General features: G+C 57.2%; 15 protein-coding genes. All 15 read right to left on the reverse strand.

Annotated elements, in window-relative coordinates; translation table 11 throughout:
• Position 1: 1 nt before the first annotated feature.
• Positions 2 to 769 (reverse strand): DeoR/GlpR family DNA-binding transcription regulator, encoded by a 768-nt coding sequence (locus U367_RS0121625; RefSeq protein WP_028618576.1) that lies wholly within the window; start codon positions 767 to 769, stop codon positions 2 to 4.
• Between the two features lie 193 nt (positions 770 to 962).
• Positions 963 to 2330 carry a bifunctional UDP-N-acetylglucosamine diphosphorylase/glucosamine-1-phosphate N-acetyltransferase GlmU gene (gene glmU / locus U367_RS0121630; protein WP_028618577.1) on the reverse strand — a complete coding sequence of 456 codons (1368 nt, stop codon included), beginning with the start codon at positions 2328 to 2330 and terminating at the stop codon, positions 963 to 965.
• A gap of 123 nt (positions 2331 to 2453) precedes the next feature.
• Positions 2454 to 2870 (reverse strand): F0F1 ATP synthase subunit epsilon, encoded by a 417-nt coding sequence (locus U367_RS0121635; RefSeq protein WP_003177061.1) that lies wholly within the window; start codon positions 2868 to 2870, stop codon positions 2454 to 2456.
• 44 nt (positions 2871 to 2914) lie between these two features.
• On the reverse strand, positions 2915 to 4291 hold the full coding sequence (gene atpD / locus U367_RS0121640) for a F0F1 ATP synthase subunit beta (protein WP_010207684.1): 1377 nt from the start codon (positions 4289 to 4291) through the stop codon (positions 2915 to 2917).
• Between the two features lie 27 nt (positions 4292 to 4318).
• Complete coding sequence (gene atpG / locus U367_RS0121645) at positions 4319 to 5179, reverse strand: F0F1 ATP synthase subunit gamma (protein ID WP_028618578.1); 861 nt, start codon at positions 5177 to 5179, stop codon at positions 4319 to 4321.
• Positions 5180 to 5229: 50 nt separating this feature from the next.
• On the reverse strand, positions 5230 to 6774 hold the full coding sequence (gene atpA, locus U367_RS0121650; RefSeq protein WP_010207686.1) for a F0F1 ATP synthase subunit alpha: 1545 nt from the start codon (positions 6772 to 6774) through the stop codon (positions 5230 to 5232).
• Positions 6775 to 6795: 21 nt separating this feature from the next.
• A complete protein-coding gene (locus U367_RS0121655; RefSeq protein ID WP_028618579.1) occupies positions 6796 to 7332 on the reverse strand; it encodes a F0F1 ATP synthase subunit delta in 537 nt (178 codons plus the stop codon).
• 12 nt (positions 7333 to 7344) lie between these two features.
• Entirely contained in the window at positions 7345 to 7815 is a 471-nt protein-coding gene (locus U367_RS0121660) for a F0F1 ATP synthase subunit B (RefSeq protein ID WP_008439543.1), read from the reverse strand.
• A gap of 56 nt (positions 7816 to 7871) precedes the next feature.
• Positions 7872 to 8129 carry a F0F1 ATP synthase subunit C gene (atpE, locus tag U367_RS0121665; RefSeq protein ID WP_002555987.1) on the reverse strand — a complete coding sequence of 86 codons (258 nt, stop codon included), beginning with the start codon at positions 8127 to 8129 and terminating at the stop codon, positions 7872 to 7874.
• Between the two features lie 134 nt (positions 8130 to 8263).
• The gene (gene atpB / locus U367_RS0121670; protein WP_016978714.1) at positions 8264 to 9133 is read right to left on the reverse strand and encodes a F0F1 ATP synthase subunit A; all 870 of its coding nucleotides are present in this window, start codon (positions 9131 to 9133) and stop codon (positions 8264 to 8266) included.
• Positions 9134 to 9149: 16 nt separating this feature from the next.
• Complete coding sequence (locus U367_RS0121675) at positions 9150 to 9557, reverse strand: F0F1 ATP synthase subunit I (protein ID WP_010565865.1); 408 nt, start codon at positions 9555 to 9557, stop codon at positions 9150 to 9152.
• Between the two features lie 148 nt (positions 9558 to 9705).
• Positions 9706 to 10578: a ParB/RepB/Spo0J family partition protein gene (locus U367_RS0121680; protein ID WP_016970690.1), complete on the reverse strand. Its 873-nt coding sequence runs from the start codon at positions 10576 to 10578 to the stop codon at positions 9706 to 9708.
• Positions 10579 to 10587: 9 nt separating this feature from the next.
• Complete coding sequence (locus tag U367_RS0121685; RefSeq protein WP_016978715.1) at positions 10588 to 11385, reverse strand: ParA family protein; 798 nt, start codon at positions 11383 to 11385, stop codon at positions 10588 to 10590.
• Positions 11386 to 11403: 18 nt separating this feature from the next.
• Positions 11404 to 12048: a 16S rRNA (guanine(527)-N(7))-methyltransferase RsmG gene (rsmG, locus tag U367_RS0121690; protein WP_028618580.1), complete on the reverse strand. Its 645-nt coding sequence runs from the start codon at positions 12046 to 12048 to the stop codon at positions 11404 to 11406.
• The gene (gene mnmG, locus U367_RS0121695) at positions 12045 to 13937 is read right to left on the reverse strand and encodes a tRNA uridine-5-carboxymethylaminomethyl(34) synthesis enzyme MnmG (protein ID WP_028618581.1); all 1893 of its coding nucleotides are present in this window, start codon (positions 13935 to 13937) and stop codon (positions 12045 to 12047) included. Before mnmG ends, rsmG begins: the two co-directional genes overlap by 4 nt.
• Positions 13938 to 14236 lie beyond the last annotated feature (299 nt).

Genomic DNA, 14236 nt, shown 5'->3' on the forward strand with positions numbered 1-14236 from the left:
CCTAGATGATTGCCGCGCATATCAGCGTAATGCCGCGGGCTTGGATCTGGTCGCGGGCCTCAAGCGGCAGGCGATCATCGGTGATAAGGGTATGGACGCTGCTCCAGGGCAGTTCCAGGTTGGGAATCTTGCGGCCGATCTTGTCGGATTCGACCATCACCACCACTTCACGGGCGACCTCGGCCATGACGCGGCTCAGGCCCAGCAATTCGTTGAAGGTGGTGGTGCCGCGTTCCAAGTCGATGCCGTCGGCACCGATGAACAGTTGATCGAAGTCGTAAGAACGCAGCACCTGCTCGGCAACCTGGCCCTGGAACGAGTCCGAATGCGGATCCCAGGTGCCGCCGGTCATCAACAGCACCGGCTCGTGTTCCAGTTCGCTCAAGGCGCGGGCCACGTGCAGGGAGTTGGTCATCACCACCAGGCCTGGCTGGTGGCCCAGTTCGGGGATCATGGCGGCGGTGGTGCTGCCACTGTCGATGATGATGCGAGCGTGTTCACGCAGGCGCATCACGGCGGCACGGGCGATGGCGCGCTTGTACACCGAGATGGGCTGGGCAGCGTCGCCCACCAACTCCTGGGGCATGGTGATGGCGCCCCCGTAGCGACGCAGCAGCAGGCCGTTGCTTTCGAGTGCGGCCAGGTCCTTACGGATCGTAACTTCCGACGTCTCGAAACGCTTGGCCAATTCGTCCACGCTGACTTCGCCCTGTTCATTGAGCAAGGTCAGGATGTTGTGGCGTCGTTGGGGTGTATTTCGTTTCGACATTTTGACTTTAAGTTTCGTTTCGAAAGATAACGAAGGCAATCAAAACCTATTGCCGAAAGATCGTCAAGCGGGAGACACAAAAAAACCTGTAGGAGCCGGCTTGCCGGCGATAGCGTCGCTTTGTTCGGCGGTGAACATTCGGGCGCTATCGCCGGCAAGCCGGCTCCTACAGGTTGTGCGGGTTGTGGATAACTCAAGTCTTTTTGATTTTGACCGGGCGCTTCCAGCCGTCGATGTTGCGTTGGCGGGCGCGGGCTACCGCCAGTTGAGACTTATCCACATCCTGGTTGATGGTTGAGCCCGCTGCGGTGTTCGAGCCATCTCCGATAGAAACGGGGGCGATCAGCGAGTTGTTGGAGCCGATAAATACGTCTTCACCAATGGTAGTCTGGTACTTGTTCGCGCCGTCGTAATTACAGGTAATGGCACCAGCGCCAATGTTGCTGCGAGCCCCAATCACCGCATCACCGAGGTAGGCCAAGTGGCCGGCCTTCGCATCGTCACCCATTTTGGCGTTTTTCAGCTCTACGAAATTGCCCACGTGCGCCCTGGCGCCCATGACGGTTCCGGGGCGCAGTCGCGCAAACGGACCCGCATCGCTGCCCTCCCCCATCACCGCACCGTCCAAGTGACTGTTGGCCTTGACCACCACGCCTTTGCGCAGGGTGCTGTCCTTGATCACGCAGTTAGGGCCAATCACCACGTCGTCCTCGATGATCACGCGGCCTTCGAGGATCACGTTGATGTCGATCAGCACATCGCGGCCGACGGTCACTTCACCGCGTACATCGAAGCGTGCCGGGTCACGCAAGGTCACGCCTTGGGCCATCAGGCGACGGCCTTCGCGCAATTGGTAGTGACGTTCCAGTTCGGCGAGTTGCTTGCGGTCGTTGGCGCCCTGCACTTCCATCGGGTCGTGGGGCTGCTCGGTGGCGACCAGCAGGCCATCGCTTACTGCCATCTCGATGACGTCGGTGAGGTAGTACTCGCCCTGGGCGTTGTTATTGGACAGGCGGCTCATCCAGTCGCCGAGCTTATCGGCGGGGACCGCCAGGATCCCGGTGTTGCCCTCGGTAATGGCGCGCTGGGCTTCGCTGGCATCTTTGTGCTCGACAATAGCGGCAACCTTGCCATCGGCGTTACGCACGATGCGCCCGTAACCGGTGGGATCATCCAGTTCAACCGTCAGCAGGCCCATCTGGCCAGGCACGACGTGCTTGAGCAGGCGTTGCAGGGTTTGGACTTCGATCAGCGGTACGTCGCCGTAGAGGATCAGCACAGTGTCGGCGGTGATGAACGGCACGGCTTGGGCGGTGGCATGGCCGGTGCCCAGTTGTTTGTCTTGCAATACGAAATTCAGATCGTCCGCGGCGAGGCGCTCACGTACCACATCGGCGCCATGGCCGATCACTACATGAATGCGTTGCGGATCGAGTTGCCGGGCGCTGTGGATAACATGGCCCAGCATGGAATTGCCGGCAACCGGGTGCAGCACCTTGGGCAGGGCCGAACGCATGCGGGTGCCCTGGCCTGCGGCGAGAATGACGATTTCAAGAGACATGAGTGGCTACCAATCCTGGGCGGTCCGGCTTCAGACCAAAGAAGTGTTTTGCTGAAAAAGAAAAAGGGTAGCCGAGGCTACCCTTTTTAATCAATCGCGCATGAAGCATGACGGCGTGGCCGGTTACTTCTTGCGGATCTGCTGGAGCGTGCGCAGCTGAGCTGCAGCCTCGGCCAGACGTACAGCAGCAGCGCTGTAGTCGAAGTCCGCACCCTTTTCGTTCAGGGCCTTCTCAGCAGCCTTGACGGCTTCCTGAGCGGAGGCTTCATCCAGGTCGCCAGCACGTTGCACGGTGTCGGCAAGAACCTTGACCATGTTCGGCTGAACCTCGAGGAAACCACCAGAGATGTAAAACACCTCTTTTTCCCCGCCTTGCTTGGTCAGAGTGATCGGACCTGGCTTCAAGCTGGTGATCAACGGCGCGTGACCCATGGCAATACCAAGGTCACCGAGTTCGCCGTGTGCAATCACCATCTCTACCAGACCGGAGAAGATTTCCCCTTCCGCGCTGACGATATCGCAATGGACTGTCATAGCCATCTGATTGCCTCAACCTGATGAGCGCCCGTTTCCGGGCGCCTGGATTACAGTTTCTTGGCTTTCTCGATCGCTTCTTCGATGCCGCCGACCATGTAGAACGCTTGTTCTGGCAGGTGGTCGTAGTCACCGTTGAGGATGCCTTTGAAGCCAGCAATGGTGTCTTTCAGGGAAACGTATTTACCCGATGCACCGGTGAAGACTTCAGCCACGAAGAACGGCTGCGACAAGAAACGCTGGATCTTACGAGCACGGTTTACCAACTGCTTGTCGGCTTCCGACAGCTCGTCCATACCCAGGATCGCAATGATGTCCTTCAGTTCTTTGTAACGCTGCAGCACGTACTGAACGCCGCGAGCGGTGTCGTAGTGCTCCTGGCCGATCACGTTCGGGTCCAGCTGGCGCGAAGTCGAGTCGAGTGGATCGACCGCTGGGTAGATACCCAGGGAAGCGATGTCACGGGACAGAACGACGGTGGCGTCCAAGTGGGCGAAGGTGGTCGCTGGCGACGGGTCGGTCAAGTCATCCGCAGGTACGTATACCGCTTGGATCGAAGTGATCGAACCTTCCTTGGTCGAAGTGATACGTTCTTGCAGAACGCCCATCTCTTCAGCCAGGGTCGGCTGGTAACCTACTGCGGAAGGCATACGGCCCAGCAGTGCGGATACTTCAGTACCGGCCAGGGTGTAACGGTAGATGTTGTCGACGAACAGCAGAACGTCGTTACCTTCGTCACGGAACTTCTCGGCCATGGTCAGGCCGGTCAGTGCTACGCGCAGACGGTTACCCGGCGGCTCGTTCATCTGACCGTAAACCAGTGCCACTTTGTCCAGAACGTTGGAGTCCTTCATCTCGTGGTAGAAGTCGTTACCCTCACGGGTACGCTCACCCACACCGGCGAACACGGAATAACCGCTGTGCTCGATGGCGATGTTACGGATCAGTTCCATCATGTTTACGGTCTTGCCTACACCGGCACCACCGAACAGACCGACTTTACCGCCTTTGGCGAACGGGCAAACCAGGTCGATAACCTTGATGCCGGTTTCCAGCAGGTCGTTGCCGCCAGCTTGTTCCGCGAACGAAGGTGCTGGACGGTGAATGCCCCAACGCTCTTCGGTGTCGATCGGACCAGCTTCGTCAATCGGGTTGCCCAGTACGTCCATGATCCGGCCCAGGGTCGCTTTACCGACCGGTACGGAGATGGCTGCGCCAGAGTCGACAACGTCCAGACCGCGCTTCAAGCCTTCGGTGGAACCCATCGCAATGGTACGAACTACGCCGTCGCCCAGCTGCTGCTGAACTTCCAGGGTAGTGTCCGCGCCTTGTACTTTCAGCGCGTTGTAGATGCTCGGTACGCTGTCGCGTGGAAATTCCACGTCGATAACGGCGCCGATGATTTGAACGATACGTCCGCTACTCATAGCTGGATCCTCTGAATATTTGAACCGTTAAACCGCGGCAGCGCCGCCGACGATTTCCGAGATCTCTTGGGTGATCGCAGCCTGACGCGCCTTGTTGTAGATCAGCTGCAAATCGCTGATCAGATCACCGGCGTTATCGGTAGCGTTTTTCATCGCGATCATCCGCGCCGCTTGTTCAGCTGCGTTGTTCTCGACCACCGCCTGGTACACCTGCGACTCCACGTAGCGCACCATCAAGCCGTCAAGCAGCTCTTTGGCGTCTGGTTCGTAGAGGTAGTCCCAGTGGTGCTTGAGTTCCTGATCCGGAGTCGCCACCAGTGGAATCAATTGCTCCACGGTTGGCTGCTGGGTCATGGTGTTGATGAACTTGTTGGATACCACGGAGAGGCGGTCAATCCGGCCTTCCAGGTATGCATCCAGCATCACCTTCACACTGCCGATCAAATCGTTGATCGACGGCTCTTCACCCAGGTGGCTGATAGCTGCTACGACGTTGCCGCCGAAGTTGCGGAAAAAGGCCGCACCCTTGCTACCAACTACACACAGATCAATCTCGACGCCGTTTTCGCGGTTTACCGCCATGTCCTTGACCAGGGCCTTGAACAGGTTGGTATTCAAACCACCGCACAAACCACGGTCACTGCTCACAACCACATAACCCACACGCTTAACTTCGCGCTCGATCATGAATGGGTGGCGGTATTCCGGGTTGGCGTTGGCCAGATGCCCAATTACCTGGCGGATACGCTCCGCATAAGGACGGCTAGCAGCCATGCGCATTTGTGCCTTGCGCATTTTGCTGACCGCCACTTTTTCCATGGCGCTGGTAATCTTTTGCGTGCTTTTGATGCTCGCAATCTTACTGCGAATCTCTTTTGCGCCTGCCATGTAACACCTATCAGGTTAGCAAGCGGGAGCCTTGCGGCTCCCGCTGCGGCTTACCAGGTTTGGGTGGCCTTGAACTTCTCGATACCGGCTTTGAGGCCAGCGTCGATTTCGTCATTGAAGTCACCCTTCACGTTGATCTTGGCCAACAAGTCGGCGTGATCGCGGTTGAAGTAAGCAATCAGCGCTTGTTCAAAGCTGCCGACCTTGGCGATTTCGACGTCAGTCAGGAACCCACGCTCAGCGGCATACAGCGACAACGCCATGTCAGCGATCGACATTGGGGCGTATTGCTTCTGCTTCATCAGCTCGGTAACGCGCTGACCATGCTCAAGTTGCTTACGGGTCGCTTCGTCCAGGTCAGAAGCGAACTGGGCGAATGCCGCCAGTTCACGGTACTGAGCCAGAGCGGTACGGATACCACCGGAGAGCTTCTTGATGATCTTGGTCTGAGCGGCACCACCCACACGGGATACCGAAACACCGGCGTTCACTGCAGGGCGGATGCCCGAGTTGAACATGGCCGATTCCAGGAAGATCTGACCGTCAGTGATGGAAATCACGTTGGTCGGAACGAACGCGGAAACGTCGCCAGCCTGGGTTTCGATGATCGGCAGTGCGGTCAGGGAACCGGTTTTGCCGGTCACTGCGCCGTTGGTGAACTTCTCTACGTACTCTTCCGAAACGCGGGATGCGCGCTCCAGCAGACGGGAGTGGAGATAGAACACGTCGCCTGGGTAAGCTTCACGGCCTGGTGGACGGCGCAGCAGCAGGGAAATCTGGCGGTAAGCCACTGCTTGCTTGGACAGATCGTCATAAACGATCAGCGCGTCTTCACCGCGGTCGCGGAAGAATTCACCCATGGTGCAACCGGCATACGGTGCCAGGTATTGCAGTGCAGGCGATTCCGAAGCACTGGCAGCCACGATGATCGTGTTTTTCAGTGCGCCGTTCTCTTCCAGCTTGCGAACCACGTTGGCGATGGTCGATTGCTTCTGACCGATGGCTACGTAGACGCAGAAAATGCCGCTGTCTTTCTGGTTGATGATCGCGTCGATCGCCAGAGCGGTTTTACCGATCTGACGGTCACCGATGATCAGCTCACGCTGGCCACGGCCGACAGGGATCATGGCATCGACAGCCTTGTAGCCAGTCTGTACAGGCTGGTCTACCGACTTACGCCAGATCACGCCTGGAGCAACTTTCTCGACCGCGTCGGTCTCGGTGTTGCCCAGTGGACCTTTGCCGTCAACAGGGTTACCCAGTGCGTCGACTACGCGACCCAGCAGTTCCTTACCAACCGGAACCTCCAGGATGCGGCCAGTGCACTTGGCGCTCATGCCTTCAGCCAGAGACTGGTAAGCGCCCAGGATAACGGCACCTACGGAGTCCTGCTCCAGGTTGAGGGCCATACCGAAGACGCCGCCCGGAAACTCGATCATCTCGCCGGACATTACGTCGGCCAGACCGTGAATCCGCACGATACCGTCAGATACGCTGACGACAGTGCCTTCGTTACGGGCTTGGGAGGTCACATCGAGCTTGTCGATGCGGCCCTTGATAATTTCACTTATTTCGGAAGGATTGAGTTGCTGCATTGCTCTGCTGCCCCTTCAAACTCAAGATTTCAATGCTTCGGCAAGATTCGCGAGTTTGCCGCGAATCGAGCCATCGATAACCAGGTCGCCGGCGCGAATGACAATGCCCCCAATGAGGGACTTGTCTTCCGCAACTTGCAGGCGCACTTCCCGGTCGAGTCGTGCACTGAGAACCTTGGCGAGTTTGTCTTGCTGTTCTTGGTTCAATGCAAAAGCACTGGTCACTTCAACGTCTACCGACTTCTCTTGCTCGGCCTTGTACAGGTCGAACAGAGCGGCAATCTCCGGCAGAAGCAGGAGACGGTCGTTTTCGGCAACGACGTGGATGAAGTTCTGCACTTTCACATCAAACTTGTCGCCGCACACTTCAATAAAAGTGGCGGCCTTGTCTGCGCTCGTCAGTCGCGGGGCCTTGAGCACGCTCTGCATTGTGTCGTCTTGCGACACTGCTGCAGCCAGGCCGAGCATGGCTGACCAAGAGGCCAGCTGCTGGTGGGCCTGGGCGTGCTCGAAGGCTGCCTTAGCGTAAGGTCGGGCCAACGTGGTCAATTCTGCCATGATCGCCCTCGCTTAAATTTCAGCAGCCAGTTTGTTTACCAGCTCCGCGTGCGCGTTTTGATCGATTGTGGCACCCAGGATCTTCTCAGCACCGCCGACGGCCAGAGCACCCAGTTGGGCACGCAGCGCATCTTTGACACCGTTCAGTTCCTGCTCGATCTCGGCCTGAGCCTGAACCTTCACACGGTCAGCGTCGATACGGGCTTTTTCAACAGCCTCTTCAACGATCTGGTTACCGCGTTTCTTGGCTTGCTCAATGATTTCGGCTGCTTGAGCTTTCGCTTCGCGCAGTTGTTGACCCGCTTTATCTTGGGCCAACTCCAGGTCGCGAGCTGCTCGTGCTGCAGCGTCCAGCCCATCCGCGATCTTCTTCTGACGTTCGTGCAGAGCTGCGATGACCGGAGGCCATACGAACTTCATGCAGAAAACGACAAAAATCAAGAACGCTAAGGACTGACCAATAATGGTTGCATTAATGTTCACGCCAATACCTCGCTCATTCGTTGCACAACACACCAATCACTCGAAAAGACGAGTGATTAACCGGCGAGTTGACCAACGAAAGGGTTCGCGAAGGTGAAGAACAGAGCGATACCAACACCGATCATGGTCACGGCGTCGAGCAGGCCGGCGACGATGAACATTTTAACTTGCAGCATTGGAACCATTTCTGGCTGACGCGCTGCGCCTTCCAGGAACTTGCCGCCCAGCAGGCCGAAACCAATGGCAGTACCCAGGGCGCCCAGGCCGATCAACAGTGCAACAGCGATAGCGGTTAGACCAACTACAGTTTCCATCTTTCCTCCCGACTTTTACGTCGTATGGTTTAGGTTTTTTAGATTTTAAAGCGGTAAAACAAATCGTTTCATAGCCCGGTAGGGCCTACCTTCCCGTTTGACCGGGAAGGACATCAGACTAGTCGAGACCGGTCTTAATGGTTCTCTTCGTGCGCCATCGACAGGTAGACGATGGTCAGCATCATGAAGATGAAGGCCTGCAGGGTGATGATCAGGATGTGGAACACAGCCCACGCCCACTGCAGAACAATGCCCAGGCCGCTAAGCCAGAGCAGGCCGCTGCCGAACATCACAGCGATCAGAATGAATACCAGCTCGCCGGCATACATGTTGCCGAACAGTCGCAGAGCCAGGGAAATCGGCTTGGCGATCAGGGTCACGAATTCCAGCAGGAAGTTCACCGGGATCAGCAGGGCTTGAACGAAGATGTTCTTGCTGCCGAACGGGTGCAGGGTCAGTTCGCCGATGAAGCCGCCGATGCCCTTGATCTTGATGCTGTAGAAAATGATCAACGCGAAGACCGACAGGGCCATGCCCAGGGTAGCGTTCGGGTCAGTGGTCGATACGGCACGGAATGGAATGTGCGGGTCGCCGCTGATCGCCATGGCCAGCTGAGGAATCCAGTCAACCGGGATCAGGTCGACGGCGTTCATCAGGAACACCCAGACGAAGATGGTCAGTGCCAGCGGTGCGATCACCGGGCTACGGCCATGGAAGCTGTCTTTCACGCTGCCATCGACGAATTCGACCAGTACTTCAACGAAGTTCTGCAAAGCACCTGGCTGACCGGAAGTCGCCTTCTTTGCCGCCATGCGGAAAATGAAGACGAAGATCAGACCCAATGCGACCGACCAGCCCAGAGTATCCAGGTGGAAAGCCCAGAAGCCCATTTCTTTGGCCTCTGCTGCGGAGTGGGCAAAGCCCCAGCCGCCATTAGGAAGCTGACCGAAGGTCAGGTTCTGCAAGTGGTGCTGGATATAGCCCGAAGCGGTTGTTTCTGCCATGGTTGCCTCAAACGCCCTAAGGTTTCGAAAGTCTTGTTTTCATTAGCAGGGGAGCGAACCAGCTGACCAGTTGGGTCAACACGAAGACGCCGAATACAGCCAGCGGCGCCAATGGCTTCACACCTGCAAAGGTCAGTGCAAACAGCACTGCCGTCAAAATCAGTTTCCCTGCCTCGCCGGCATAAAATGACCGGACGATAGCCTGGGCTGCTCGGGCGCCGGAAAACCGAAAGGCCCTGTGAGCAAAATACATATTGGGCAGCAAGGCTATCAGGCCTCCGCAGAGTCCTGAATATCCGGCAACGACTCCATGCCAATACCAAAGCGCCAACGCGGCGATCAGCAAAATGACAAATTGAGCCAATAAAACCGGAAAAACGGCCAAGCGATGGAACGGCAACGTGTTTGGCGTGCGGGTTTCCATCACTCTTGCTCCTCAATGGTCGGCTGCCGGAAATCAATAACTTGGCATAATTTGTGCCGACAAAATGCGCGCAGAGTATAGGGGCGGTTCTGCCCCTATTCAACTGTCGGGTAGTGATTTCCGATCACACGCTACATAAGCAAATGTTTCAGCGGATGTGGGCAAGGACGCCCTGGAGCTCATCAAGCGAGTTATAACCGATGACCAATTGCCCTTTGCCTTTCTTGCCGTGGCGAATTTGCACCGCAGAGCCCAGGCGCTCGGCCAGGCGCTGCTCGAGACGGGCGATATCCGGATCAGGTTTAGCCGTTTCGACCGGTGCAGGTTTGCCGCTGAGCCACTGGCGAACCAACGCCTCGGTCTGGCGAACGGTGAGCCCCCGTGCGACAACGTGTCGCGCCCCTTCAACCTGTTGATTTTCCGGCAAACCGAGCAAAGCACGGGCGTGACCCATTTCCAGGTCGCCGTGGGACAACATGGTCTTGATGACTTCCGGCAGCGCAATCAAACGCAGCAAGTTGGACACGGTTACGCGGGATTTACCCACCGCCTCGGCCACCTGTTGCTGGGTCAGCTGGAATTCCTGTTGCAAACGCTGCAACGCGATAGCTTCTTCGATCGGGTTGAGATCTTCGCGCTGGATGTTCTCGATCAACGCCATGGCGATGGCGGTTTCATCCGGTACATCGCGCACCATCGCCGGGATGGTTTCCTTGCCGGCCTGCTGGCTGGCGCGCCAGCGGCGCTCACCGGCGATGATTTCAAAGCGGCCGCCGCCAATCGGGCGTACCACGATTGGCTGCATCACGCCCTGGGCCTTGATCGAATTGGCCAGTTCTTCCAGTGCCTGGGGGTCCATGTCCCGGCGTGGCTGGTATTTGCCGCGCTGGATCAGGTCCAGCGGCAGGTGCTGCAACTCGCGCTCGTCGGCCTGCACCGCTTGTTCTTCAAGCGATGTGACGGTCGGACCACTCAACAGTGCATCCAGTCCACGTCCGAGACCTCGTTTCTTGACGGCCATGGGGATTCCTTAAGTTGGCTGGGCTGCAGCGGTGCGTGAGTTGCGGCGTTGGCGACGAACCATCTCGCCGGCCAGGGCCAGGTAGGCAATGGCACCACGGGATGACTTGTCGTACGCCAGCGCGGGCATGCCGTAGCTTGGCGCTTCGGCCAGACGGATGTTGCGCGGGATCACCGTGTCGTAAAGCTGATCACCGAAATGTTCCTTGAGCTGCGCCGACACATCGTTCATCAGGCTCAGGCGCGGATCGAACATGGTCCGCAGCAAGCCTTCGATCTGCAGGTTTGGGTTGAGCAACTCAGCGATACGCTTGATGTTATCCACAAGGTCGCTCAAGCCTTCCAGTGCGTAGTACTCGCACTGCATGGGGATAATCACCCCATCAGCTGCCACCAACGCGTTCAGCGTGAGCATCGACAGTGACGGCGGGCAGTCGATCAAAATGTAGTCGTAATTCTCGCGGATCGGCGCCAAGGCGCTACGCAGACGGCTTTCCTTCATCTGCATTTCCAGCAGCACCACTTCCGCCGCGGTCAAATCGCGGTTGGCCGGCAGCAGTTGATAACCGCCGTGTTCGGAGTAGTGCATGGCCTGGGCCAGGTCGCACTCGCCAATCAGCAAGTCGTAGACCGAGTTTTCCAGGCCGTGTTTATCCACACCGCTACCCATGGTGGCGTTGCCCTGTGGATCGAGATCGATCAACAGCACCCGGCGCTTGGTGGCGACCAGGGATGCTGCGAGGTTGATGCAGGTGGTGGTTTTGCCCACGCCACCTTTCTGGTTCGCTATCGCGAATACCTTAGCCATTCTTGCTTGTGTTCCCAATCATGCCGTGCGGCGCAGTATCAGCAGATGGCGTTGGCCTTGGCAACCGGGTACAGCCAAGGCGTGTTCGCTATCGAGGTGGAAGTCTGCCGGCAATGCTAACAGCTCATCGCTTGGATGGACGCCCTTCATTGCCAGCCAGCGGGTATCGCGGTCGCCGAGGTGGCGGGTCCAGTTGCTGAAGTTCTCCATGCTGCTGAAGGCCCTGGAAACAATTCCGTTGAAAGGCTGTTCAGGCGTGAAGGCTTCGACGCGACTGTGGATAACTTGCAGGTTATCCAGCTTGAGTTCGAGTTTGACCTGGGTCAGGAAACGGGTTTTCTTGCCGTTGCTGTCCAGGCAGGTCACTTGGGACTCGGGAAACAGGATGGCCAACGGAATACCAGGCATGCCGCCGCCACTGCCAACGTCAAGCCAGCGGCCGTTTTCGATGAATGGCATCACGCTCAAGCTGTCGAGCAGGTGACGGGACACCATTTCGTCGGGATCACGCACTGCGGTCAGGTTGTAAGCCTTGTTCCATTTGATCAACAACGCCAAATACCCCAACAGCAGCTCGTGCTGGGTTTCGGTCAGGTCGACGCCCAACTGGCGTGCGCCTGTGGATAACTCTTCTGCGTGTTGCGAGGTGACCAACGAACTCAAGCGCTTTGCTCCAACTGACGGCCCGCGCCGCGTTTTTTCAAATGAATCATCAACAGCGAAATGGCTGCTGGGGTGACGCCGGGAATACGTGAAGCCTGGCCCAATGTCTCGGGACGAGTTATCCCCAGCTTGCTTTGGATTTCTTTCGACAAGCCGGAAATCCCGGTGTAGTCGATATCCACAGGCAACTTGGTGTCTTCACTGGCGCGCAGGCGAGCGATCTCGTCCTGTTGGCGGTCAATGTAACCGGCGTATTTGGTCTTGATTTCGACCTGCTCGGCGACCTGTGGATCTTCCGCGCCCTGGCCGGTCACTTCGACCAGACCAGCGTAGTCGATTTCCGGACGGGACAGCAGGTTGAGCAAGTTGTACTCGTGGGTCAGCGGCGTGCCGAATTTTTCAGCGATCGCGTTGCCTTGTTCAGTCCCCGGGCGAACCCAGGTGCTTTTCAGGCGCTGTTCTTCCAATGCAATGCTTTCGCGTTTTTTGCAGAAGGCTTCCCAACGCACATCATCGACCAGGCCAAGTTCACGTCCTTTTTCGGTCAGGCGCAGGTCGGCGTTGTCCTCGCGCAGGATCAAACGGTATTCCGCCCGAGAGGTGAACATCCGGTACGGTTCCTGGGTGCCCAATGTAATCAGGTCATCGACCAAAACGCCGATATACGCTTCGTCTCGACGTGGGCACCAGCTGTCTTTGCCTTGCGCACGCAATGCTGCGTTGGTCCCGGCCAGCAAACCTTGGGCGCCGGCTTCTTCATAACCGGTGGTTCCGTTGATTTGGCCAGCGAAGAACAGACCGCCAATCACTTTGGTTTCCAGGCTGTACTTCAGGTCGCGCGGGTCGAAATAGTCGTATTCGATGGCGTAGCCCGGACGCACGATGTGTGCGTTTTCCATGCCGCGGATCGATTGCACGATCTGGATTTGCACGTCGAACGGCAGGGAAGTGGAAATGCCGTTCGGGTACAGCTCATGAGTGGTCAAGCCTTCGGGCTCGATGAAGACCTGATGGCTTTCCTTGTCGGCAAAGCGGTGGATCTTGTCTTCGATCGACGGGCAATAACGCGGGCCGATCCCTTCGATCACACCGGAGTACATCGGCGAACGATCGAGGTTCGCAGCAATGATTTCGTGGGTGCGGGCATTGGTGTGGGTGATCCAGCAGCTTACCTGTTTCGGGTGCTGTTCTTTGGAACCCATGAACGACATGACCGGGATCGGCGTATCGCCGGCCTGTTCGGTCATCACCGAGAAGTCCACAGAACGCCCGTCGATACGCGGCGGGGTCCCGGTTTTCAGGCGGCCGACACGCAGCGGCAATTCACGCAGGCGTTTTGCCAAAGCAATCGACGGCGGATCACCGGCGCGACCGCCGGAATAGTTCTGCATACCAATGTGGATAAGTCCGCCGAGGAATGTGCCGGTGGTCAACACCACGGATTCCGCGAAGAAACGCAGGCCCATTTGCGTGACAACCCCGCGTACCTGGTCTTGTTCGACGATCAGGTCATCCGCGGCTTGCTGAAATATCCACAGGTTCGGTTGGTTTTCCAGGGTTTCGCGCACAGCAGCCTTGTACAGGATGCGGTCGGCTTGAGCCCGGGTAGCCCGTACGGCTGGGCCTTTGCGGCTGTTGAGCACACGAAATTGAATACCACCCTTATCGGTAGCCATGGCCATCACGCCGCCAAGGGCATCGATTTCCTTGACCAAATGGCTTTTGCCGATCCCACCAATGGCGGGGTTGCAACTCATTGCTCCGAGGGTTTCCACGTTATGCGTCAACAACAGGGTTTTTACGCCCATGCGTGCTGACGCCAGTGCTGCCTCGGTACCGGCATGACCGCCGCCGATGACGATCACTTCAAAACGGGAAGGGAAATCCACCACGCACCTCGTGCCTGCTTATGTAGGTAATCAGGAATTGTCTGTTGAAAGAGTTTTAGAGCTTTGGCGGCAAGTATAGGGACTTAGCCCTTCCTAAAGAACCCTTTGCACAAAATTTAACCAGCTGTGGATGAATCACAGACAATAGAAATTAAAAGAGAGAAATTTATTAAATCTTTGTTTTTATGTTTATTTCTATGTAGCCACCTTTCTGTGGATAGATCTCTGCAGGCCTTTGTTTACATTGTGTACAGCGATTCAAAAGTCTGTGGTCATGTGCCAATGAGGGGCTTGGATAA

This window comes from Pseudomonas canadensis (assembly GCF_000503215.1).
GTDB classification, from domain to species: Bacteria; Pseudomonadota; Gammaproteobacteria; order Pseudomonadales; family Pseudomonadaceae; genus Aquipseudomonas; species Aquipseudomonas canadensis.